16 protein-coding genes, 12 tRNA genes and 1 rRNA gene are annotated in these 22,259 nt (G+C 46.9%); 28 read left to right on the top strand and 1 reads right to left on the bottom strand.

What is annotated here, in order from left to right; all coding sequences use genetic code 11:
* Nucleotides 1-202 precede the first annotated feature (202 nt).
* From rrf to FU659_RS20260, 13 genes are all read left to right on the top strand, one after another.
* Nucleotides 203-319 (top strand): 5S ribosomal RNA (gene rrf, locus FU659_RS20320).
* Nucleotides 320-324: 5 nt separating this feature from the next.
* Nucleotides 325-400: transfer RNA gene (locus FU659_RS20315), tRNA-Asn, on the top strand.
* Between the two features lie 2 nt (nucleotides 401-402).
* A tRNA-Thr gene (locus tag FU659_RS20310) sits at nucleotides 403-478 on the top strand.
* Nucleotides 479-488: 10 nt separating this feature from the next.
* A tRNA-Glu gene (locus FU659_RS20305) sits at nucleotides 489-563 on the top strand.
* Between the two features lie 78 nt (nucleotides 564-641).
* A tRNA-Val gene (locus FU659_RS20300) sits at nucleotides 642-717 on the top strand.
* 13 nt (nucleotides 718-730) lie between these two features.
* Nucleotides 731-803, top strand: a tRNA-Thr gene (locus FU659_RS20295).
* Between the two features lie 9 nt (nucleotides 804-812).
* Nucleotides 813-884, top strand: a tRNA-Gln gene (locus tag FU659_RS20290).
* A gap of 9 nt (nucleotides 885-893) precedes the next feature.
* Nucleotides 894-969: transfer RNA gene (locus FU659_RS20285), tRNA-Lys, on the top strand.
* Between the two features lie 19 nt (nucleotides 970-988).
* Nucleotides 989-1,068: transfer RNA gene (locus FU659_RS20280), tRNA-Leu, on the top strand.
* Between the two features lie 59 nt (nucleotides 1,069-1,127).
* Nucleotides 1,128-1,202: transfer RNA gene (locus FU659_RS20275), tRNA-Gly, on the top strand.
* A gap of 8 nt (nucleotides 1,203-1,210) precedes the next feature.
* Nucleotides 1,211-1,286, top strand: a tRNA-Arg gene (locus tag FU659_RS20270).
* A 24-nt stretch (nucleotides 1,287-1,310) separates the two neighbouring features.
* Nucleotides 1,311-1,386, top strand: a tRNA-Pro gene (locus FU659_RS20265).
* 14 nt (nucleotides 1,387-1,400) lie between these two features.
* Nucleotides 1,401-1,471 (top strand) — tRNA-Gly (locus tag FU659_RS20260).
* Nucleotides 1,472-1,548: 77 nt separating this feature from the next.
* Here FU659_RS20260 and FU659_RS20255 read toward each other — a convergent pair.
* Nucleotides 1,549-2,589 (bottom strand): heparin lyase I family protein, encoded by a 1,041-nt coding sequence (locus FU659_RS20255; protein ID WP_147949239.1) that lies wholly within the window; start codon nucleotides 2,587-2,589, stop codon nucleotides 1,549-1,551.
* A 430-nt stretch (nucleotides 2,590-3,019) separates the two neighbouring features.
* Here FU659_RS20255 and FU659_RS20250 point away from each other — a divergent pair, with 430 nt between their 5' ends.
* The 15 genes from FU659_RS20250 (at nucleotide 3,020) to FU659_RS20185 (ending at nucleotide 22,230) form a co-directional block, all read left to right on the top strand.
* Nucleotides 3,020-4,405 carry a family 4 glycosyl hydrolase gene (locus FU659_RS20250; RefSeq protein WP_147949238.1) on the top strand — a complete coding sequence of 462 codons (1,386 nt, stop codon included), beginning with the start codon at nucleotides 3,020-3,022 and terminating at the stop codon, nucleotides 4,403-4,405.
* A gap of 254 nt (nucleotides 4,406-4,659) precedes the next feature.
* Nucleotides 4,660-5,829: an MATE family efflux transporter gene (locus tag FU659_RS20245; RefSeq protein ID WP_147949237.1), complete on the top strand. Its 1,170-nt coding sequence runs from the start codon at nucleotides 4,660-4,662 to the stop codon at nucleotides 5,827-5,829.
* A gap of 20 nt (nucleotides 5,830-5,849) precedes the next feature.
* The gene (locus FU659_RS20240) at nucleotides 5,850-8,060 is read left to right on the top strand and encodes an alpha-galactosidase (protein WP_147949236.1); all 2,211 of its coding nucleotides are present in this window, start codon (nucleotides 5,850-5,852) and stop codon (nucleotides 8,058-8,060) included.
* Between the two features lie 3 nt (nucleotides 8,061-8,063).
* Nucleotides 8,064-8,423 carry a cupin domain-containing protein gene (locus FU659_RS20235; RefSeq protein WP_147949235.1) on the top strand — a complete coding sequence of 120 codons (360 nt, stop codon included), beginning with the start codon at nucleotides 8,064-8,066 and terminating at the stop codon, nucleotides 8,421-8,423.
* A 12-nt stretch (nucleotides 8,424-8,435) separates the two neighbouring features.
* Nucleotides 8,436-10,211: a glycoside hydrolase family 36 protein gene (locus FU659_RS20230; RefSeq protein WP_147949234.1), complete on the top strand. Its 1,776-nt coding sequence runs from the start codon at nucleotides 8,436-8,438 to the stop codon at nucleotides 10,209-10,211.
* Nucleotides 10,212-10,246: 35 nt separating this feature from the next.
* Nucleotides 10,247-11,239, top strand: coding sequence for an aldo/keto reductase (locus tag FU659_RS20225; protein WP_147949233.1), 993 nt, complete (start codon nucleotides 10,247-10,249; stop codon nucleotides 11,237-11,239).
* 33 nt (nucleotides 11,240-11,272) lie between these two features.
* Entirely contained in the window at nucleotides 11,273-11,566 is a 294-nt protein-coding gene (locus tag FU659_RS37405; protein WP_261807944.1) for a hypothetical protein, read from the top strand.
* Nucleotides 11,567-11,658: 92 nt separating this feature from the next.
* Entirely contained in the window at nucleotides 11,659-12,465 is an 807-nt protein-coding gene (locus tag FU659_RS20220) for a hypothetical protein (RefSeq protein WP_261807943.1), read from the top strand.
* Between the two features lie 130 nt (nucleotides 12,466-12,595).
* Nucleotides 12,596-13,552: an ABC transporter permease gene (locus tag FU659_RS20215; RefSeq protein WP_147949232.1), complete on the top strand. Its 957-nt coding sequence runs from the start codon at nucleotides 12,596-12,598 to the stop codon at nucleotides 13,550-13,552.
* Between the two features lie 29 nt (nucleotides 13,553-13,581).
* Entirely contained in the window at nucleotides 13,582-14,451 is an 870-nt protein-coding gene (locus tag FU659_RS20210) for a carbohydrate ABC transporter permease (protein WP_147949231.1), read from the top strand.
* Nucleotides 14,452-14,576: 125 nt separating this feature from the next.
* Entirely contained in the window at nucleotides 14,577-16,148 is a 1,572-nt protein-coding gene (locus FU659_RS20205) for an extracellular solute-binding protein (protein WP_147949230.1), read from the top strand.
* 195 nt (nucleotides 16,149-16,343) lie between these two features.
* On the top strand, nucleotides 16,344-17,918 hold the full coding sequence (locus tag FU659_RS20200) for a type 2 periplasmic-binding domain-containing protein (RefSeq protein WP_147949229.1): 1,575 nt from the start codon (nucleotides 16,344-16,346) through the stop codon (nucleotides 17,916-17,918).
* A gap of 143 nt (nucleotides 17,919-18,061) precedes the next feature.
* On the top strand, nucleotides 18,062-19,087 hold the full coding sequence (locus tag FU659_RS20195) for a glycoside hydrolase family protein (protein WP_261807942.1): 1,026 nt from the start codon (nucleotides 18,062-18,064) through the stop codon (nucleotides 19,085-19,087).
* A gap of 14 nt (nucleotides 19,088-19,101) precedes the next feature.
* Nucleotides 19,102-20,064 (top strand): Gfo/Idh/MocA family protein, encoded by a 963-nt coding sequence (locus tag FU659_RS20190; RefSeq protein WP_147949228.1) that lies wholly within the window; start codon nucleotides 19,102-19,104, stop codon nucleotides 20,062-20,064.
* Nucleotides 20,065-20,094: 30 nt separating this feature from the next.
* Nucleotides 20,095-22,230, top strand: coding sequence for a TIM-barrel domain-containing protein (locus FU659_RS20185; RefSeq protein WP_147949227.1), 2,136 nt, complete (start codon nucleotides 20,095-20,097; stop codon nucleotides 22,228-22,230).
* Nucleotides 22,231-22,259 lie beyond the last annotated feature (29 nt).

Raw genomic sequence — 22,259 nt, 5'->3', positions numbered from 1 at the left:
GTTCGAGGTGGAAGTGCGGCAACGTATGCAGCTGACGAATACTAATCGGTCGAGGGCTTAACCAAACAATCCCAACCAAGTGAAGATAAGCTTTGTAGCGAATTCCGAATACTTGATTGGGGCCCAAGAACAAACCTAAGCAAATCTAACTTTACGCAACGTTTCGTATCTAGTTTTCAAGGCGCAAACCACGCTTTGACTGTTTGGTGATGATGGCGGAGGGGACCCACGCGTTCCCATCTCGAACACGACCGTTAAGCCCTCCAGCGTCGATGGTACTTGAACCGCAGGGTTCTGGGAGAGTAGAACGTTGCCAAGCAGTGTTCCCTGATAGCTCAGTTGGTAGAGCACTCGACTGTTAATCGAGTTGTCACAGGTTCGAGTCCTGTTCGGGGAGCCAATGCTTCCATAGCTCAGTCGGTAGAGTGCATCCATGGTAAGGATGAGGTCACCGGTTCGATTCCGGTTGGAAGCTCCAGTTATTTTCTGGCCCGTTGGTCAAGCGGTTAAGACACCTCCCTTTCACGGAGGTTACAGGGGTTCGAATCCCCTACGGGTCACCAATATTCCCCACAAAGTGAAGTGAGGCTGAAGAAGCTTATACCTAATACTTTGCGTGGACCCCAAAAGATTATTCCCATGGAGGCTTAGCTCAGCTGGGAGAGCATCTGCCTTACAAGCAGAGGGTCGGCGGTTCGATCCCGTCAGCCTCCACCATTTAACTTCATATGCCGTTGTAGCTCAACTGGTAGAGCAACTGACTTGTAATCAGTAGGTTGGGGGTTCAAGTCCTCTCGACGGCATGTTTCTATTGGGGATTAGCCAAGCGGTAAGGCAACGGACTTTGACTCCGTCATGCCAAGGTTCAAATCCTTGATCCCCAGTTCTTTTATGAGTCATTAGCTCAGTTGGTAGAGCACCTGACTTTTAATCAGGGTGTCGTAGGTTCGAATCCTACATGACTCACCATTTGTCTTTTATATAGTATGCGCGTATGGCGGAATTGGCAGACGCACTAGACTTAGGATCTAGCGGGCGACCGTGGGGGTTCAAGTCCCTCTACGCGCATCATACCCAAGAGCAATAAGAATTTCTAAGGAAATTCATTAAACTCTTGGGTGACCCATGCGGAAGTGGCTCAGCGGTAGAGCATCGCCTTGCCAAGGCGAGGGTCGCGGGTTCGATCCCCGTCTTCCGCTCCATTTTTTAAGCGCCCTTAGCTCAGCTGGATAGAGTATTTGACTACGAATCAAAAGGTCGGGAGTTCGAATCTCTCAGGCGCGCCATTTTTTATAAGATTATAAGCTTGTCGGGACGTACCTCAGCTTGGTAGAGCACTGCTTTGGGAGCAGGGGGTCGCATGTTCAAATCGTGTCGTCCCGACCATTTTTTTGTAAGACGCGGGCGTAGTTTAATGGTAGAACTTCAGCCTTCCAAGCTGATCGCGCGGGTTCGATTCCCGCCGCCCGCTTAATGGTTTAAAACGAGAAAATCCTTGTATATCAAGGGTTTTTTTGTTTTTTCGAGGGTTTATTATAGATGTATTACTTAAAAGGCTTTAAGCGGTGGGGAAGTCTGGGGACAGAATTTATCAAGTCGTTCAGAAACTGTCTTTTTCATTTTTTTGGTGACATGGGAATAAAGGTCAGCCGTCGTTGAAAACTTAGTGTGACCTAAGCGTTCCTGAATAATTTTAAGGTCGGTATCCGACTCAATTAACAATGTAGCCGCACTATGCAAGCAAAAGCCGAGGGATGAATAACCCTCGGCTGATTCAACATTATTTCGTAATTTGGAAGTTGGCAAATTGGATTTTTGCTTCCTGCATACCGTCATAAATTTGCGATAAATGCCCCACTTCGGACGATTGATTGTCGCCCCGTCTCTCCACATATCCTTGTTTCCGCTATAAGACATCAATGTGGTGCCATTTAGTTTCTTAAGGGTCATATTGACGCTACCGTTGTCGGAGTGTTTCACCGTAACCGTGGCTTCCACCCATTGGCCGTCGATGTTGGAAAATGCGGTTTTAGCCAAAGTTTCGACCTGATCCATGGTTGTTCCGATCGGACTGTGTCTGAACGCCAGATAGCCATCTTCCACCGTGAAAGTAAGAATCGGCGCGCCGTCATCACCGTCTTGTGCCTTCAACTGGAAGATATGATGGAAATTCCCTGCAGGCGACACAGGATAAGGGCTCATCGCTCGGAACTGCCATTTGTACGTAACGGTTTCGCCGTTTTTTGCTGTCACATTACTCGGAGAACTTTTATAGGCTTTTAATTCGACACGCTGTCTGTCCGTATTGCTTCCGTCCAATGCGGCCGTATCCGAAGCAGTACCGACCTTGAATTGGAACACATTGCCGCCTGGAATTTGGGTAGAGGTTGTTTCGTTGATATGGCTAGAATCGGTCGGTCCATCAACCGGATCCGAACCGAAGTACTGCTGGAAGATTTCCAGAGCGGTTTTACCCGTATTCGGACCATCCGAATTGATGGTAACCGTGGCTGCCAAAGCGGTGGACGCGACAGCAATTGTTGATGCGATTGTTAGTCCTAAAACAATGGATTTCATTTTTTTTCTCATTAGCTTTCCCTCCAAATGATTTCAATTTTTTTGCTTGAATCCATGATACATGCCGTTTGGTGCATGGAACTCAAAGCCGCGTTTACAAATATTCGAAGACCTTCCACCTCCCATTGAAAAGCTTATTATTGAGTTTGGAATGTATGCGCTTTCACACCCTCTCAATGTTCCATTTTAATGGAATACAGTATAAGTAGGAATGAATTATTTTACGGTCCTAATGTATTTTTTTAACATTCTTAAGCTTATTAGATGGACAAGAAAAGCGGCCCGTACTATAAAAAATCACAGTACGTTCTAAATTTTTGCCATCCCGTATCGTTCATTTGTTCTTCATACTAAGCTAGGATACTAGGTTTCCAAAAGGAAAACTCAAGTGAAAACTTACGAAGAAAATTTTCCGTACGGAAAACTCCAGGGAGGGAATAGTATGAAATTTTCCAATGATAAGGTCAGCGATATTCAAATCGCTTATATCGGTGGCGGCTCGATGTATTGGGCTAAAAATCTGATTGCCGATTTGGCGCTGGATCATCAGTTGTCGGGAACGATCAGGCTGTATGATCTTGATTTTGAAAAGGCGAGGAAAAATGAGAAATTGGGCAACTCGGTATCCGACTATCCGGAAACCAAGTCCAAATGGACGTATAAGGCTTATCCGACGCTGCAAGAGGCGCTTAGCGGATCTGACTTCGTGTTCATTTCTATCCTCCCGGGTACATTTCAGGAGATGGATTCCGATGTGCATGAGCCTGAAAAATACGGTATTTATCAAGCTGTTGGCGATACGATTGGACCTGGGGGGCTTGTCAGAGCGCTTCGCACGATTCCTATGTATGTGGAGATTGCTCAAGCCATTGAGAAATTTTCACCGGATGCCTGGGTATTCAATTACACCAATCCGATGACTCTCTGTACACAGACGCTGTTTGAAGTGTTTCCTAAGATTAAAGCTCTTGGCTGTTGCCATGAGGTGTTCGGTACGCAAGGTGTTCTAATTCGCATGCTTCGCGATTTGAAAGGCATTGAAGACGTACATAGAGACCAAGTCAAAGTGAATGTGCTTGGTATTAATCATTTTACATGGATCGACCAAGCCACTTATCAAAATATGGACTTGATTCCGCTGTACCGCCAATTTGTAGACAAGTACTTTGAATCGGGCTTCGAGAACAATAAAGATGCTTGGGTGACAAATCCTTACACGTCAGCTAATCGTGTGAAATTTGATTTGTTTCGGCGTTATGGCGTCATAGCGGCGGCAGGCGACCGCCATTTGGCAGAATTTATGCCTCCTTGGTATTTAAAAGATCCGGACACAGTTCGTTCGTGGAAGTTTGGATTAACCACTGTTCAGAGCCGTATCGAAAAGCATGCAGCAACTAAGCTTTTTTATGAAAAGCTGATTAGCGGCGAGGAGAAGTTGCCTTTGAAGCCATCAGGAGAGGAAGAGGTCAGACAACTGAAAGGTTTAATCGGCCTGCACGAATTCGTAACCAATGTGAACGTTCCCAATGTAGGACAAATGAAGGGGATACCTCTTGGAGCTGTTGTGGAAACGAATGCCGTTTTCTCCGCGAACAGTTTGCGGCCGGTCTATGCGGGTGAGCTTCCGGTTGAGGTCAACAATCTGGTGCTGCGCCATGTGCTAAATCAGGAAACTACCTTGAAGGCTGCCATCAACAAGGACAAAAGCTTAGCTTTCAAAGCGTTTGTAAACGATCCGCTTGTGAATATCGATGTGATCCAAGCCGAGGAGCTGTTTGAAACCATGCTCCAAAATACAAAGTCTTACTTGCCGGGATGGAATACTTGAGGCTGGGCATGCAATGAATACTGGGATAAAGCTTGGGGATGCAAGGGAAAAACCACAAAAAGCTTTCAGTGACTCCGTACTGGTCGACCACATGATGGAAAGGCCATCCGTCAAATGATTTTCAGGATTGCCGGACCTTCCTTAGCGGAGATGCTATTGATCAATATCACGCAAATGATGATGATGATCATGGTTGGTCGTCTGGGGGCGATAGCGGTAGCGACGTTGGCTTAACAAGCCAACCGTATTTATTGATGATGGTCCTGTTCGCGGCGCTGAATACAGGTACAACAGTCATTGTCGCTCGTTCTACGGGAGCTGGGAACCTGACGGACGCTAATCGGGCGGCTGGGCAAGCTCTGCTGCTCGGTACGGCGCTCTCGATTGTCGTAGTATCGCTCACGTTTACTTATGCAGAGTTCATGCTCCGCTTAATGGGAGCAAGTTTGGAAGTGATACAATACGGTTTGCCCTATTCAAAGCTAATCTTTTTTTCTATAGGATTTTCCTCTATATCGTCAGCGCTGTCCGCCATTTTGCGCGGTGCCGGTGACACAAGAACGCCGATGAAAATTAACATAATGTCGGGAGGTATATCCCTAATATTAGGAATAGTATTAATATATGGATATATGGATCTGCCGAAAATGGGCGTTGCGGGAGCCGCGATCGCAACCATGACTGCTCAGATTACAGCAATGATCTGCCTCATATCCGTTATGTTCAGTGGGAGATTTGCTGTTCGGATTGCATGGGAGGATATAAACCGCTTTGACAAAGGCATGATTAGACGAATGTTGAAGATTGGTATACCGTCAAGTCTCGAACAATTGATTATGCGTCTGGGCATTATGACGTTTGTCAAAATTTGCGCTGGTCTTGGAACAGTCGCGCTCGCAGCCACGCAAATTGTAACGAGTATTATCGGCATGTCTTTTATGCCAGGGGTAGCGTTTGCCATTGCTGCTACCACTTTAGTCGGACAAACGCTAGGTGTTGAGAAACCCGAACTCGCAGAACGGTATGTGTGGCAAGTCCGGAAATATGGCATGATCGTAGCTGGGGTTATGGGGGCAGTTTTTATCGTAATGGCTCCGCATATATTGAGGCTTTATACCAACGATAACTCGATTATTCACGAAGGAGCATGGGCACTGCGAATAGTAGGATTTATCCAAGTGTCTCAGGTATCGCAGTTTATTCTCGGAGGAGCCCTAAGGGGAGCTGGGGATACCCGATATCCTATGTTTTCGGCCTTAATCGGTGTATGGGGTGTAAGAGTCGTGCTCAGTTTCCTGTTTGTTTACGGATTTGCATGGGGAACGATCGGTTTATGGAGTGCCGTAGCTTCAGATCAATTTCTTAGATCTATGCTGATTTATTGGAGATTTAAACGCGGAGCTTGGAAAAAGGTAACGGTATAACATGCAGAAAGGGGACGCTTATGGGAATTATCTATGACTCGGCCACACAGACCTTCCATCTTCAGGGGAAGTCGTCAAGCTATATCATGCAGTTGATTAAATCTAAATATCTTGCTCATGTGCATTGGGGACGTCAAGTTCGGGGAAGCCATTCGGGGGGCTTGCTTGCCATAAGACGCCGCTGCTCGTTCTCTCCGTCCACAGATCCGAATGACCTCGCCCTGTCACTAGACACGCTCCCGCAGGAATTTCCTTCCTACGGCAGCAGCGATTTTCGCGTGCCAGCGTATCAAGTACAGATGGTAAACGGAACGACGGTCAGCGAGTTAACGTACGAATCCCATCGGATTTATCAGGGAAAACAACAGTTGGAAGGACTTCCGGCCACTTATACGGAAAACGACGGTGAAGCCGAGAGTATCGACATCGTCATGACCGATCAACAGATCGGACTGAAGGTTACTCTCACATATACCGTATTTCGCGATTATGATGCGGTAACCCGATCGGTTCGCTTCGAAAATGTCGGGGACCATTCCATTAAGCTTCTCAGAGCGCTAAGCTTCGGCATGGATTTGCCTCATGCCGAATTCGATATGCTTCACTTGTCAGGCACTTGGGCAAGGGAGCGTCATATTGAAAGACGCCCTATTGTGACAGGCGGGTCTGTTATCGAGAGCCGTCGTGGAGCCAGCAGTCATTCATTAAACCCGTTTATCGCGCTGCTTTCGAAGCAGGCGGATGAAGAACATGGAGAAGCTTATGGGTTCAGCCTTGTCTATAGCGGCAGCTTTATTGCACAAGCAGAGGTGGACCCATACGGAACTACGCGCGTAGTGATGGGGATCAATCCATTTGACTTCTCCTGGCTCTTGGAGTCGGGACAATGCTTTCAAACGCCGGAGGCTGTTCTCGTATATTCCGCTGAGGGAATCGGCGGGATGTCGCGCACTTACCACAAGTTGTATCGCACGCGTTTGTGCCGGGGAGAGTTTCGTGATCAGTCTAGACCGATCCTCATCAACAACTGGGAAGCCACCTATTTCAACTTCAACGCGGATAAAATAGAAGAGCTTGCCGAGGTTGGAAAGGAGCTTGGGTTGGAGCTCCTTGTACTGGATGACGGTTGGTTCGGTAAGCGGGACAATGATAAAAGCTCCCTCGGAGATTGGTTTGTTGACCAAAACAAGCTGCCTAAAGGCATGCCGGATTTAGCAAGCCGTGTAAATAGTCATGGCCTCGAGTTCGGTTTATGGTTCGAGCCGGAAATGGTCTCTCCAGACAGCAACTTGTATCGATCTCATCCCGACTGGTGCCTGCACGTGCCAGGTCGGCGTAGGACGGAAGCGAGGCAGCAACTGGTTCTCGACTATTCACGTCAAGACGTGCGGGATTACATCGTTACTGTCATAACAGACATTCTCGCAAGCTGCCCTATCTCGTATGTCAAATGGGACATGAATCGCAATATGACGGAAATTGGATCCGCCCTGCTCCCGTCGGAGCGGCAGCGTGAGACCGCTCACCGTTATATGCTGGGTCTTTACGAGGTTATGGAGCGGATCACATCGGCATTCCCGAAGGTTTTGTTCGAAAGCTGTTCCGGGGGAGGCGGGCGTTTTGATCCGGGAATGCTCTACTATATGCCACAAACATGGACGAGTGACAATACGGACGCAGTGGAGCGTTTGAAAATTCAGTATGGAACCAGCATCGTTTATCCGATCAGCGCCATGGGCGCTCATGTTTCCGCAGTCCCCAATCATCAAGTTCACCGAAACACACCGCTTGATATGAGGGGACATGCCGCGATGTCGGGTAATTTTGGCTACGAACTTGATTTAACTGCATTTACAGAAGCGGATAAGGAAGCCGTTAAGCGGCAGGTCGCGCTCTATAAAGAGTTGCGTCCTTTGATACAATTCGGCGAATTTTACCGTTTGAGCAGCCCTTTTCAAGGTGTAGACGCGGCCTGGATGTTCGTATCCGAGGATCGGAAAGAAGCGCTTGTCGCGTATTTCCAAGTACTCGCTCAGCCGAACCCGTCGCTCAAGAAGCTGCGATTGAAGGGCTTGGAGGCCAGTAAAAATTATTGCGTATATGATGCCGATGCATCGGATGAAGCCATGGAATTTTTCGGCGGCGACCAATTAATGCATATTGGCCTCCATCTGCCAATCTGGAAGGGCGATTTCCGCAGCCGCCTTTACCGTTTGAGAATGGAGGAATGACAGGTGAAGAAATTTCGTTTGAGCGATTTACAAGATACAAGGAACGGCCACATTCTACAAGAGCTTTTGCCGGGTGCCTATTTGTCCGTAGGAGGGCTTGCCTTTGCGAAGAGAGGGGAACGCAGCCACACGAATGATGGGCCGGATGGGAGAGACTATCACGTTCACGTTGATTGCGAAGCGTTTCTCATTTTGCAAGGGAACGGAACTATGGAAATCAACGGTGATCATTATCCGGTTACAACTGGGGATATCGTAATTGTGGAGCCGGGTGAGGATCACCATCTCCATTCAAGCGAGGAAGACCCGATCGTAACTTTATGGTGCCATGCAGGTCCTAATCGCCACAAAAATCAGCAGTAGGGAGGATCTAATATGCACCAGATATCTGCAGGGACGCACACATTTACTTTGTCAGGTATAGACGATCAATTTACCGTTACCATGTCTACCCAGAGGCTGCATGAAGGAATCAACTTGATAAAGGTACGATTGAAGGCAGAAAAGGACACAACTCCCCCAGTCGTAACGCTTCGCTGGACGCATCCAGCCAGTGATATTCAGGCGAGCTGGCATCCCGCCAACGATCGAGGTAAAAGCTTTAAGGCCGACTGGATGCGGGTTCTGCGATCCAACGCCGCCGCATCGGCTCCTGTCTATGCCTTATTTAATGGAGATGGGCGCAACCGATTGACGTTCGCTTATTCGGATGCGTTGAATACGATCCACTATGCTGGAGGCGTAAGCGAGGAAACTGCCGAATTTCATTGCATGATTCAATTGTTCGCGGAAACGACGACACCCTTTCAAGAATATGAGGAAACGCTTCTCGTGGATACGAGAGATATTCCCTACTATGAATGCCTGCAGGGTGTAGAGAAGTGGTGGAGCGGAATGTCTGACTATTGTCCGGCGTTCGTTCCGCAAGCAGCCAAAGAGCCGATGTATTCAACATGGTACAGTATGCACCAGAATATAACTTCCACAGATATCGAAGCTCAGTGCCGCATAGCCAAGACGTTAGGGATGAATGCAGTCATTGTTGACGATGGCTGGCAGACGGAAGATAAACGCAGAGGTTATGCATACTGTGGCGATTGGGAAGCTTATTCCGGCAAATTCCCGGACATGAAAGGGCACGTTGATGCGGTACACGCTCTTGGCATGAAGTTGATTCTTTGGTATTCCGTTCCGTATATCGGGAAGAACAGCAAGATCTGGGATAGATTCAAAGATAAAATTTTGCGCTTCAACGAAAGGCAAGGAGCGGGTGTTCTAGATCCGAGATATCCCGATGTCAGGGAGTATATCATATCCAAATACGAGAATGCGGTGAAGGAATGGGGCTTGGACGGATTCAAGCTCGATTTTATCGATACGTTTTATTCGCCTGAGCTGCAACTTCCTTCTACGGTTGAAGGACGGGATTATGAATCAATACCTTCTGCTGTCGATCGTCTTTTGACTGATTCCATTAGCAGGTTAAGGGAATTAAATCCTGATATCATGATTGAATTCCGACAGTCGTATATAGGACCGGCCATGCGAAAATACGGCAATATGTTCCGAGCATCGGATTGCCCGAACGATAGCATTCAGAACCGCGTGCGAACACTAGATATTAGGCTGCTGTGCGGAGATACCGCCGCCCATGCGGATATGATCATGTGGCATCCGGAAGAACCAGTGGAAAGCGCCGCATTGCAGTTAATCAACTGCTTATTTTCCGTGCCGCAGGTGTCTGTCTTATTGGATAAGCTGCCCTCCGACCATCTGTCTATGCTTCAGTACTGGCTAGCTTTTTGGCGAGAGAACCGTGATGTTTTATTGGATGGCCGACTTGAGCCAATGAATCCCGAACTGTTATATCCTCTAGTCCGAGCAGTGAAGGGGGATACCGGGATAATCGTCACCTATTATGACGGAATTGTCCCCATTGAGGAGGCAGGGGCAGTGTCCCAATGGATCGTCGTAAACGGCAGAAGGCAGGGAGGACTGTATCTGGAAGTATCCTCGCCGCTCGGCGCTGCTGCAATTGTCATCAAAGACTGCTGCGGAGTTATTACGGAGAAACTAGCGGTCTACCTCAAGGAAGGAATTCATAAGCTTTCAATCCCTGCTTCAGGTACTGCAACAATTTCCATTCGCTAGACTCAGTGACGAGTAAAAAATAGGAGGTTGATCTCATGAGCTATTTGGCAAACGAAGAAAGGTATTCTCAGATTTCATATCATCAATGCGGGAAAAGCGGCCTTAAGCTTCCGCCGATCTCTTTCGGATTATGGCACAATTTTGGCGGGGTGGACGTATTTGAGAACAGCAGAGCTTTAGTACGTTATGCGTTTGATGCGGGTATTACCCATTTTGACCTTGCGAACAACTATGGGCCTCCGGTGGGCTCAGCCGAAGAAACCTTCGGGCAAATTCTGAAAAAGGATCTCCTCCCTTATCGCGATGAAATAATCATCTCATCGAAGGCTGGATACCGGATGTGGCCCGGGCCATATGGGGAAAGGGGCTCCCGCAAAAGCATGCTGGCCAGCTTGGATCAGAGCTTGAAGCGTTTGAATCTAGAATATGTCGATATTTTTTATTCGCATCGTTTTGATGCCGAAACACCTTTGGAAGAAACAATGGGTGCCTTGGATCAAGCGGTCAGGCAAGGAAAAGCATTATACGTAGGTGTTTCCAACTATAACGCCGAACAGACAGAGAAAGCGGCAGAGATTTTGAAAGGTCTTGGCACTCCATGCGTTCTTCATCAAGTTCACTATTCAATGTTTGAAAGAAGATTGGAAAAAGGGCTTCAGAGCGTCTTGAGTAGGGAAGGAATCGGGTCGATTGCTTACAGCCCTCTGGCTAGGGGATTACTGACCAATCGCTATTTGACTAACATTCCTGCAGATTCTCGTGCAGCCGGCGGCAGTGTTTTTTTGAATCCTGATGATATTACGGAAGAGAAAATCGCCAAATCGCGTCTTCTGAATGAGTTGGCTCAAGAGCGAGGCCAAAGCCTTGCCCAAATGGCCTTGGTATGGGTTCTCCGCAAGGGGCATGTTACTTCTGCATTAATTGGGGCCAGCAAATTGAGTCAAATCGAAGATAATGTCGCTGCATTAAAGCAACCGAATTTCACGCAAGAAGAACTGGATCTCATTGATCAAATTCTCGGGGATTAGGGCATACATAGGTTCCAAGAGGAGGAGTAAGGGATGAGCATGGATATGAAAAACAGTAAAGAAGAATTTACGGCGCGCATCATGCAGCTGCCTGTATTGGATACGCACACTCATCTGGTAGGAGATCGGCTATGTGCGAGCGATTTTTGGGAAATTGCACACTATTTTTGGCTGTTTCGCGAGCTTCAGGCTGGCGGTTATCCGGCGGATGCGATGGAACTCCCTGAAAATCAAAGAATCAGTGCTTTTTTAGAAGCTTACCATGGGACAAAAAACACATTGATGAACGGGGTTCTGACACAGATTTTAAAAATCTGTACGGCATAGAGATCCGCGACGAAGCTTCCGTACGAGAGGCCGATGCCGCGGTCAAACGTTCCGCTCAAACCCCTGGATGGGCGCAGGAGGTTGCGGACCGCATGTATGTTCGCAGATTCGTAGTTAATATAGAAGAGCACGCAGAGTTTCAAGGTATGCAACAAAATGCCATTCTTATCCCGCGGATTGATGGGAAATTGGGCGGCTGGGTCAGAACAATCGAACAATCGTACGATCCGGCTGAGACGTTCAAGCAAATACGCGAGACCATGATTCAATTGTTAGACAAGTATAAGAATGACGGCTGTCCAGGAATCATGACCACACTGCCGAGATATGAAACCATAGCCAACCGCAAAGTAATCATTGGACAAGGAAGCACCAAAGATGAGATCTTAATGATGCTTCTGCACGAAATCTGTGCCGCCGCCGAACAGAGGAGCATGCTGGTTCAATTGTTTCTGGGCGTAGAACGTTCCTGGTGCGGAACGGCCTTTCCAGCTAATGACACGGCGCGTATCCTGAAGTTAACCGCATTGTTCGAAGCTTATTCCTGTCCCTTCGAACTGGTGGTGGCCTCTGAGCTTAACAATCTGGATATCGTGCAAGCAGCATGGAACTTTCCGAATGTTCATGTGGGAGGCTTGTGGTGGTTTAACTTCCGTGCGAGTACTTACAGGGATAGCATGCAGTATCGACTGGAAGCGCTTCCGGCCATAAAAAGCTCTCTAATCGTGTCCGATGCCCGCTGTATGGAATGGAGCTATGGGAAAATTTTGCTCATCAAACGGATCCTAAGTGAATTCCTATGGAATCAAACCGAGGCAGGTTGGATTGATCAGGAAACTGCCTTCCAGGTAGCGGAAGATTGGCTGTTTCGAAGTGCAGCGAAGCGTTATGGCATATAGTCGCTTTGCCTCGGTTACTTGGAATCATAAAAAAACACAACATGCTTTTAAGTTACACCATATATACGGCCCGAGGATCCTTGTAAGATAAAGAAGAAATGAAGCAGCTTGCAAAAAAGGGGAGGAGAACATGGCCAGTAAAATTCAGCCATCCGATCGATTGGTGTACCAATTCTCAACACGTGGTCAAAAGTGGGCTTTCATGAGAAAGCATTGGCCGCTTTACGTGATAACCTTACCGGGGATTATTTATTTTCTGCTTTTCAAGTATGTCCCCTTATTAGGTTCCGTTATCGCTTTTCAAAACTACAGTATTTTTAAAGGAATAAAAGGAAGTACCTGGGTTGGATTGGATAATTTCAAACGTATGTTCGAATATGCAGATTTTCTAATTATTCTGAAAAACACGATTATTATCGGTGTTTACGATATGTTTTTTGCCTTCCCTGTTCCGATTATTTTGGCGCTTCTCTTGAACGAACTGCGAATCATGATGTTCAAGCGAATTGTTCAAACGGTTGTCTATATACCGCATTTCTTGTCATGGATTATCGTTGGAGGGATAGTTGTGGGTGTACTGTCGCCTTCCACCGGTATTGTCAATCATTTATTGTCCTTTTTTGGGGTCGAACCTATTTATTTCCTTGGGGAAAATTCCTATATACGAACCATTCTGATCGGATCTGGTGTCTGGAAGGAAAGCGGTTGGGGGACGATCATTTATCTTGCAGCTATTGCAGGCATTAACCCGGATCTTTATGAATCTGCCCAAATCGATGGAGCGAGCCGCTTTCGTCAGGTGTTTTCAATCACGATTCCTAGTATCATGCCGACCATAGTCATTTTGTTCCTGCTTCATATCGGTCACTTTCTTGACTTTGGCTTCGAGCGTGTATTTGTATTTCTTAACCCGCTTAACAATGTAAATGGGGAGATTATCGATACGTACGTTTATCGGGCAGGTCTAGTTGATCGCCAGTACAGCTACACGACCGCTATTGGGTTGTTCAAGTCGATTGTCGGATTTGTGTTAATTGTGATCAGTAATACATTCAGTAAAAAAATGACCGGAGAAGGTTTGTATTAATACGGGAGGAGAATAGGAGGTGAATCGCTATGATTATGACTAGAGGTCATAAAATATTCAACATATTTAATATCATCTTTTTGGGTGTTCTCGGATTGACCATGGTGCTTCCGCTTGTCCACATTTTAGCGCAATCCTTAAGCAATAACGTGGCCATTAATTCGGGTCAAGTATCCTTCTGGCCGGTTGGCTTTACTTTAGGGAGCTATAAGATTATTCTACGCGATCCGACCATATGGACCGGCTTTCGGAACAGCGTCATCATCACGGTATTCGGGACATTGATCAATCTATTTATGACCACCACGATGGCATACCCTTTATCGAGGCCAGAATATTTATTCCGAAAAGCGGTTCTGATCATGGTACTGGTTACACTCGTTTTAAGTGCGCCGCTTATTCCGAATTATTTGCTGGTAAAGCAATTGGGACTTCTGAATACCTTGTGGGCTTTAATGATTCCGTTGGCTATTAGTGCCTTTAATTTATTCGTCATGAGATCATTCTTCATGAATTTGTCGGTTGAATTGATCGATGCGGCAAAAATCGACGGTTGCGGAGAGTTCCGAATTTTGTGGAAGATTGTACTTCCGCTTTCCAAACCGGCTATGGCCACCATGGGTATCATTTATGCGGTTGCCCATTGGAACCGTTATGCAGAGGCTGTATTTTATATCGATAAAGCGAAATGGTATCCAATCCAGGTACGGTTAAGGGAAATCGTATTCCAAGATCAGTTTGGCCAATCGGATGTAACCTCCGAATTGCTTCAATTCTTGTCAACCGAAGGAATCAAGATGGCAGTAATTGTCGTAGCTACGCTGCCGATCCTGCTGGTCTACCCGTTCCTGCAAAAGCATTTTATCCAAGGGCTTATGGTAGGCTCTGTGAAATCCTAAGATTCTTACATGGTCTCAAAAAAAAGACAATACGAGTGTAAAATTATCAATACGCAAATGTATATCTTGTATAATATGAAAATAGAAAATATTCGTCCATAATATTCAAAAAAGAAGGGGTCCCATTGAAAAAAGCAACTACTGTCGCTCTTGTCGCAGTACTATCCGTCGTTACCATTGTCGGTTGTTCAAGCAACAAAGAACCAGCGCCGAGCAAAGACGCAACCCCAACAGCTTCATCTAATGCAAAAAGGCCGCCGACCAAGTTTACGATCTCCTATCAGACGACTGCGAATACCGGATACCACACCCGCGTAGACATCAACAATGATAAGTGGATTAAGAAGTTACGGGAACTGACGAATACGGATCTTACACTTAAAGTAATTGAAAGAAGCAAGATGGGTGTAATGTTCGCGAGCAACGATATTCCTGATGTTGTGGGCAACTTGGGCACAGCAACAGATAGTGCGATGTCCGGTTCCGTAGAAGCAGGCATGTTTTTACCGCTTGACGATCTGCTGAAGAAGAATGCGCCTAACCTGATGAAGCAGGTGCCGAAGGAAGCATGGGACGCCGTTTCCTATAACGGGAAAATTTATGGTATTCCAAACTGGCTGAGCAATCCGTCCAGACGCGCTACGTTTATCCGTACCGATTTGCTCGAGAAAGCAGGTATGCAGCCGCCGAAAACGATTGATGAATTCCTGAATGTGCTCAGAAAGTTCAAGGAAATAGGCGTTAAATATCCGTATGCTGGTCGTGAAAACCTGAAATATGCCGATACGGTTCTCGGTGCGTACGATGTACTTCCTTATAAAGAGCAGTTCACCTTAGTGAATGGACAAGTCGTTCCGAAGTTCACCAATGCTGACGGCATGATGAAAGCGTTAAACGTTTTGAAAACCATGTATGATGAAGGGTTAATGTCAAAAGAGTTCGCAACGATCACTTCGACTGAATGGTTGAAAAATATTCGTGCCGGTGAAGCTGGAATGTGGTCCTCCAACTTGGTCAGCCTTAACGATTTCAGGACAAATATTCCAAACGCTGTTAAGGATGGGAAAGTCGATGTCATCTCTTCTCCTAAAGGTCCAGATGGCAAATCCGGTTACCTGATGTATTTGCCAGTAACAAGCGCTCACTATATCAATAAGAACGTGAAACCTGAAACTGCAGCCGAAATCGTCAAGTATTTCGATTGGATGACGACACCAGAAGCGGAAATGTTCTTCACTTATGGTATCGAAGGCGATACGTATACGATGGAAAACGGAAAAGTCAAATACAAAGAACCAACCAATAAAGAAGAGCAAGAAGAACAAGATCATCGCGGTACATTGCATTCCTCACATGAAAGTACCGTTAACCGTCTGAAAATGCAGACTGACCCGAACGGTCCTTATATTCTGAATGCATTTGACAACATTCTGTCTAAAGAAGGTCTCTCAGGAATCGGATTTGCTCCAGACCTGGAAGCTTCCGCCAAGTTCCCTGATGCCTCCTTCCCAATGTCGGACGCTGCACCGAAGATTATCATGGATCATATGATTAAGATAATTTACGGTAAAGAACCAATTTCCGATTGGCCGAAGGTCATTGAGGAATGGAAGTCCAAAGGCGGTAATGAGATGATCAAGGAAGCTACAGAACGTTACAATAGTAACAAGGGTGTTCTGTTCCTTGGTAAGAAATAAAAGAGGCTAGTCACATTAGAGAGCTGTCCCGTGAACGGATATTCCGTTTATCGGGTCAGCTCTCATTATTATTCTAAAGAAGATATGTAAAAAACACATGTTGACCTTGATTTAACACATACAATTGCAGTTCATTTTTGATTATGCTTAACATGTATATGAAATCGTTTACAATTGAGGGGAGAAGGATAGTAAATGAAAAAGACGATCAGTCTCAGTCTGGCTGTTATCCTGACAGCAGCTGCCGTAGCAGGTTGTTCATCTGGTGAAAAGGCAACGAATCAGCCTTCAACACAGCCTTCGGCAAACGTTAAGAAAGAACCGGTTAAGTTCTCTATTGTTTATCCAACGACAGTTAGTACGGGGTATCATACGCGTATCCCGGATCTGAACAAAGACAAGTGGGTACTGAAGCTTGGGGAGTTAACCAACACGATCTTGGACATGAAGGTAGTAGAAGATTCAAAATACGGTCTCATGTTCGCAGGTAATGATATTCCGGATGTTGTCGGCAGCATCGGAGGGATTGGTAGTAAATCGATGTCCGGCTCGGTGGAAAACGGTGTGTTTATGCCTCTTGACGATCTGCTCAAACAGTATGCGCCAAATCTGTTGAAACAGGTACCAAAAGCGGCGTGGGACACGCTTTCATACAACGGTAAGATTTACGGCATTCCGGAATATTTGAGCAATCCTTCCCGACGTTCCACCTATATCCGTACGGATCTGCTGGAAAAGACCGGATTACAGCCACCGAAGACCGTTGACGAATTCCTGAATGTGCTGAGAGCTTTCAAAAAAATGGGTGTCGAGCAGCCGTATCAAATGAGGGAGACCTTCAAGTATGCCGACGTTATTCTGGGAGCTTATGATGTCCTGCCTTATAAAGATCAGTTCAAGCTGGTGAATGGTCAGGTCGTTCCGAAATTTTTTGACGTAGAGAACATGCAAAAAGCTTTGACCACGTATAAAACAATGTTCGACGAAGGTTTGATCGCGAAGGAATTTGCGACGATTACCTCAACGGACTTCACCAAAAGCGTCAATGCCGGAAAAGCGGGAATCTGGTCCCAAAACGCTTCCGGATTGCCAGGGTACCGCACTAATATTACGCAGGCAGTTCCAGGCTCGAAGGTTGATATCATTCCCTCACCTAAAGGACCTGATGGAAAAAGCGGATATTTCTATTATTCACCGGTCATTCGAACTTTCTTTGTTAACAAGAATGTAAAGCCTGATGCGGCTGCAGGCATCATCAAAATGTTCGATTGGATGACCTCGGCAGAGGCGGATACCTTCTTCTCATTCGGGCTCGAAGGCGATACCTATACCAAAGACAGCAGCGGTAAAATCAATTATAAATTCCCGGTAACCAAGGAAGACACAGAGGAAGAAGGGTTCCGAAGCGGAACGTTATGGGCGGTACATGACTCCACCTATAATAAACAAAGACTGGCACTGAACGACGACGGGAAAGCAACATTAAAGGCATTCGATGAGGTATTAACGAAGGAAGGTTTGTCTGGAATCGGTTTTTACCCGGACTTAAACGCTTTAACCAAGTATCCTGATCTTGCTTTTCCTTCGCCAGACGTAGGGCCGAAGCTCATCATTGATCACATGATTAAAATGGTTTATGGCAAAGAACCGATCTCCGATTGGCCGAAAGTAATTGAAGAGTATAAGGCTAAGGGTGGCAATGAAATTATTAAGGAAGCGACTGATCGCTGGAACAAGAAGGACGGCGCGGTCTTTATCGATATTAAATAAGCGAATGGGAATTCTCACTCTTAGTGAGGATTCCCATTTTATTTCCATCGTAAAAAAATACAGGGAGACCTTAAGTTTTATCCTTTCGGATTGCTCGTATAATTCCTATAATGATGGAACTAAGCAATGGAGGGATGATGATCTTGAATAAAAGTATAGCGGAACGTATGCTCCCCGCTCCACGCAACGGCGGGTTTCGGATGGAGGGCTATTGGGTATGGTGCGGTTCGGTCATTCTAGGGGAAGATGGGCGCTATCATATGTTTGCTTCCCGATGGCCCAAGTCGCTGCCCATGCATCCGGGTTGGCTGGTGGCGTCGGAAATCGTGAGAGCAGTATCCGATACTCCGGAAGGTCCGTATATGTTTCAAGAGGTCGTTCTCCCGGCTAGAGGAGCGGAATATTGGGATGGCCGAAGTACGCATAATCCCCATATCACCAAGCACCGTGATACTTATCTTTTATACTATATGGGGTCAACGCACCCGCTTCCCGAACCTGTACCCGGAGACGGATTTGGCTTGGAAGACCCGCGATGTATCGTAGCACGTTCGAATAAAAGAGTGGGACTCGCTGTAGCGAGCAGCATTTTTGGACCTTGGGAGAGAAATAATTTGCCGATCCTCCCTGTACGTCCCGGCAGGTATGACAGTTATTTGACTTCTAATCCAGCTCCGTGTCTGCATAAGGATGGTTCGGTATTATTAGTATACAAATCCCGTAAATATGAGGGCATACAACACGGGAAAATGACGATTGGGGTAGCCGCAGCGGACGAATACCGAGGTCCTTATCGTGTATTGACGGAGGAACCGATCTTTCCCCCGGATCGTTTTCATATTGAAGACCCTTTCATATGGAACACGTCGAAAGGCTATGAATTGATTGCAAAGGATATGGAAGGCACACTTTGCGGAGAGAAGCACGGAGGGATACACGCTTATTCGCCAGATGGGAGGAATTGGCGATTGTCTGATACGCCGAAAGCCTATTCACGGACCGTTCTTTGGGATGATGGAACTGAGCAGACGATGGGTAATCTCGAACGACCTTTTCTGCTGTTTCAAGATGGTGAACCGACCCACCTGTTTGCTGCGGTTGCCGACGGTCTTGGGGGTTTCCGCAACGCTTCGAATACTTGGAATATGGTTATTCCATTAAAATCATAGGAGGTACATAGAAAATGAAAGCTATCTTGGTTGGTTTGGGCGCTGCAGGATTTAGCTGGTATAAAAGGCTGAGAGAAAGAGGCCTATTGGCAGCGGTCGTTGAGGTTGATATCGCCATGAAAACGAAGATGGAAGACGACCCGTTCCCTTTCTATACATCTTTGGAAGAAGCTTTGGATCAGGAACAAGCGGATTTTGTAGTAAACGTAACGTCGCCGATGATTCATACTCGGGTAAATCATGCGGCATTTGACAGAAAGCTTCCTGTATTATGCGAAAAACCAATTTCCTTTGATTATCATGAATCGATTGAAGTTGTAACCCGGGCATCAAGGGAAAATATACCGTTTATGATTGCAGAGAATTACCGAAGATGGCCTTTCATTCGAAAAATGAAGCAGCTTCTCGAAGAAGGCGTTATCGGGAGCTTGTCTACCATCGATGTGCAGTTCTACCGGTATCATAATGCACAGAGAAAATATACCGTTAGTGTTTTGGACGACATTGGTGTTCATCACTTTGATCTGCTTCGTTATTTAAGCGGTAGAGAAGGGAAATATGTGCAAGCCAAGCTGTACAATCCAATCGGTGGCTGGAAAGAAGAAGGGACCATCATCAACGCCTATGCCTTGATCGAAATGGACGATGGCATCACGGCGGGATATACAGCATCGATCGCCTCTAGAGGGAGAGAAACGCCGTGGAGCGGCAATTGGCGGATCGAAGGCACCGATGGAGCTATGGAATTAACAGACAAAGAAATCCGCATTATACGGGATGGAGAGGTCCTTCTGATTGATGACTTTAGCGGTGTAGATGAGACGGATACACTTAGTGAGTTTTTAACATCACTTCAGGAGGGGCGAGAAGCGGAAACTAGCGGAAGAGACTATTTGAAGACACAATCGCTAGTCCATTATGCGAAGCTAGCTAGTGAAACCGGCCAGACTACAGCGATTGCGGTTCCCACTCTATAAGTAGAACATTTCGATAACGGAGGATTCAGCATGAATACGAAAGCATGGAAAGAATCGGCACCTGGCGTATGGCGTATGGAGATCGGAAATCCACAAGGGATCACGCCGCTCTCTTGGATGGGAGTTTCTCCGAAAACGGATGCGATGCGGCAGTTGCCGCAGGCTAATCCGCCTTTTGCGTGGGAAAGCATTAAGCTTGAGCAAGCGAGTGACAGTCTCATTCTGTCCTTTCCGCTCAATCATACAGAGAAGCTTTATGGTACAGGGCTTCAGTTATTAAGAATGAATCAGCGGGGGAGAACCCGTTATTTGCGCGTGAACAGCGACCCCAAACAGGATACTGGAGAGACACATGCTCCCGTTCCTTTTTATGTAAGCGATCTCGGCTACGGTGTATGGGTTGATACATCGCGGATCGTGACGCTTCATTGCGGGTCTACACAGAAGCAAGAAGATACCCACAGCGGAGAGATACGCGATCGCAACACCGATTCGGCATGGACGGCTACACCTGTTGCTTCTCGGGTGGAGATTCGTATTCCTGTCGAAGGTGCGGACGTTTATGTGTTGGGGGGTCCAACCCTCTCCGATGTTGTGTCCAGATATAATTTATTTTGCGGAGGCGGGACGCTTCCGCCGAAATGGGGCCTTGGTTTCTGGCATCGTGTCCCGACCCTGTTTAACGAGGAACAAGTGCTGGAGGAAGCAAATCAATTCCGCCTGCATGATATTCCTTGCGATGTGATCGGTTTAGAGCCTGGCTGGCACAGTCAGAGCTATCCGGTAACCTATGAATGGGAGAAAACGCGGTTTCCCGAGCCGGAGCGATTCGTGAAATCGCTGGAGCATAGTGGCTTTCACGTGAACCTGTGGGAGCACCCCTTCGTATCGCCGAAGAGCGAGCTGTACGCGAAGCTGCAGCCGCTCTCAGGCAGCCATACGGTTTGGGGAGGGCTTGCACCGGATTTTTCGCTTCCGGAGGCCGAACGGCTGTATAAAAAACAACATGATGAACAGCATGTAAGTCTCGGAGTTTCCGGTTACAAGCTCGATGAATGCGATGGCAGCGAATTGACCAACCATTCATGGATGTTTCCAGGACATGCCCGCTTTCCTTCCGGTATGGACGGCGAACAAATGAGACAAATATACGGATTAATGTTCCAAAAGATGACTTCCGACCTGTTCCGCAGCAAAAACAGAAGAACTTATGGACTCGTAAGGGCATCGAATGCGGCGGCCTCGACGATGCCATATGTACTCTATTCAGATCTTTATGACCATAAGCAATTTATCCGTGCGATTTGCAATTCCTCTTTCAGCGGATTACTGTGGACACCTGAAGTACGCAAAGCCAAAAGTGCCGAAGACTGGGTGAGGCGTATGCAAACGGTTTGTTTTTCTTCATTAGCGATGCTGAATGCTTGGGGAGATGGAACAAAACCGTGGTCCTTCCCTGAAGTGGAAGGCATTGTCCGTCATTATATCAAGCTGCGAATGAGGCTGCTTCCTTATTTGTATTCAGCATTCGCACGCTATCGGGAGCAAGGCATTCCTCCTTTCCGTGCGATGCCGTTTGTCATGTCGCCGTCGGAAATCGCTCAAGCGGAAGCAGGTGGATCCGAAGCGGGTCTTCAAATATTGAATACGACGGATGCGGCTTACGGAAAGAGAAGGGTAAGAGAATGGGACGATCAGTATATGGTCGGCGATGCATTGTTAGTGGCCCCGCTGACTGAGGGCGAGTTGGAGAGGGAAGTACTGCTTCCGCCTGGAATGTGGTATGGTTTAGAGACAGGCGAGCCATATTCGGGAGGACGTGTGATTCGGGTTCAAGCAGGGTTGGAGAGCATTCCAGTGTTTGTCAAAAGCGGTTCGATCATTCCGATGATGCCTGACCTTCCGCACGTTCCGCCATCCGGTGAACGTGTAACGCTGGAACTCGTGCATTTCGGTACCGAACCCGGTGAGGAGTTGCTCTATGACGATGACGGTGAAACCTTCGACTATGAAAAAGGGAAATGCGGCTGGTGGAAGGCGAGGGTCGCACAAAAACCGAATGGTGAGTACATAGGGGAATTGATAGGGCCAGACGAAGGACTGCCATCCTATGACACTGTAATCTGGCGTTTCGCACAAACCCGTTTGGAAAGCGCAGATAGCTGACTTATCTGCGGTTTTTCCATTGAAGAACC

Source organism: Paenibacillus sp. N3.4, assembly GCF_008017805.1.
Classification (GTDB): Bacteria; Bacillota; Bacilli; order Paenibacillales; family NBRC-103111; genus Paenibacillus_E.
The sequence above is the reverse complement of the archived record's forward strand: the minus strand, read 5'-3'. Positions and strand labels throughout refer to the sequence as shown.

Bases quoted from the DNA above. Each gene is read 5' to 3' on its own strand.
- FU659_RS20255 (WP_147949239.1), bottom strand. From the start codon at position 2,589: ATGAGAAAAAAAATGAAATCCATTGTTTTAGGACTAACAATCGCATCA.
- FU659_RS20250 (WP_147949238.1), top strand. From the start codon at position 3,020: ATGAAATTTTCCAATGATAAGGTCAGCGATATTCAAATCGCTTATATC.
- FU659_RS20245 (WP_147949237.1), top strand. From the start codon at position 4,660: ATGATGGTCCTGTTCGCGGCGCTGAATACAGGTACAACAGTCATTGTC.
- FU659_RS20240 (WP_147949236.1), top strand. From the start codon at position 5,850: ATGGGAATTATCTATGACTCGGCCACACAGACCTTCCATCTTCAGGGG.
- FU659_RS20230 (WP_147949234.1), top strand. From the start codon at position 8,436: ATGCACCAGATATCTGCAGGGACGCACACATTTACTTTGTCAGGTATA.
- FU659_RS20225 (WP_147949233.1), top strand. From the start codon at position 10,247: ATGAGCTATTTGGCAAACGAAGAAAGGTATTCTCAGATTTCATATCAT.
- FU659_RS37405 (WP_261807944.1), top strand. From the start codon at position 11,273: ATGAGCATGGATATGAAAAACAGTAAAGAAGAATTTACGGCGCGCATC.
- FU659_RS20220 (WP_261807943.1), top strand. From the start codon at position 11,659: ATGTATGTTCGCAGATTCGTAGTTAATATAGAAGAGCACGCAGAGTTT.
- FU659_RS20215 (WP_147949232.1), top strand. From the start codon at position 12,596: ATGGCCAGTAAAATTCAGCCATCCGATCGATTGGTGTACCAATTCTCA.
- FU659_RS20210 (WP_147949231.1), top strand. From the start codon at position 13,582: ATGATTATGACTAGAGGTCATAAAATATTCAACATATTTAATATCATC.
- FU659_RS20200 (WP_147949229.1), top strand. From the start codon at position 16,344: ATGAAAAAGACGATCAGTCTCAGTCTGGCTGTTATCCTGACAGCAGCT.
- FU659_RS20190 (WP_147949228.1), top strand. From the start codon at position 19,102: ATGAAAGCTATCTTGGTTGGTTTGGGCGCTGCAGGATTTAGCTGGTAT.
- FU659_RS20185 (WP_147949227.1), top strand. From the start codon at position 20,095: ATGAATACGAAAGCATGGAAAGAATCGGCACCTGGCGTATGGCGTATG.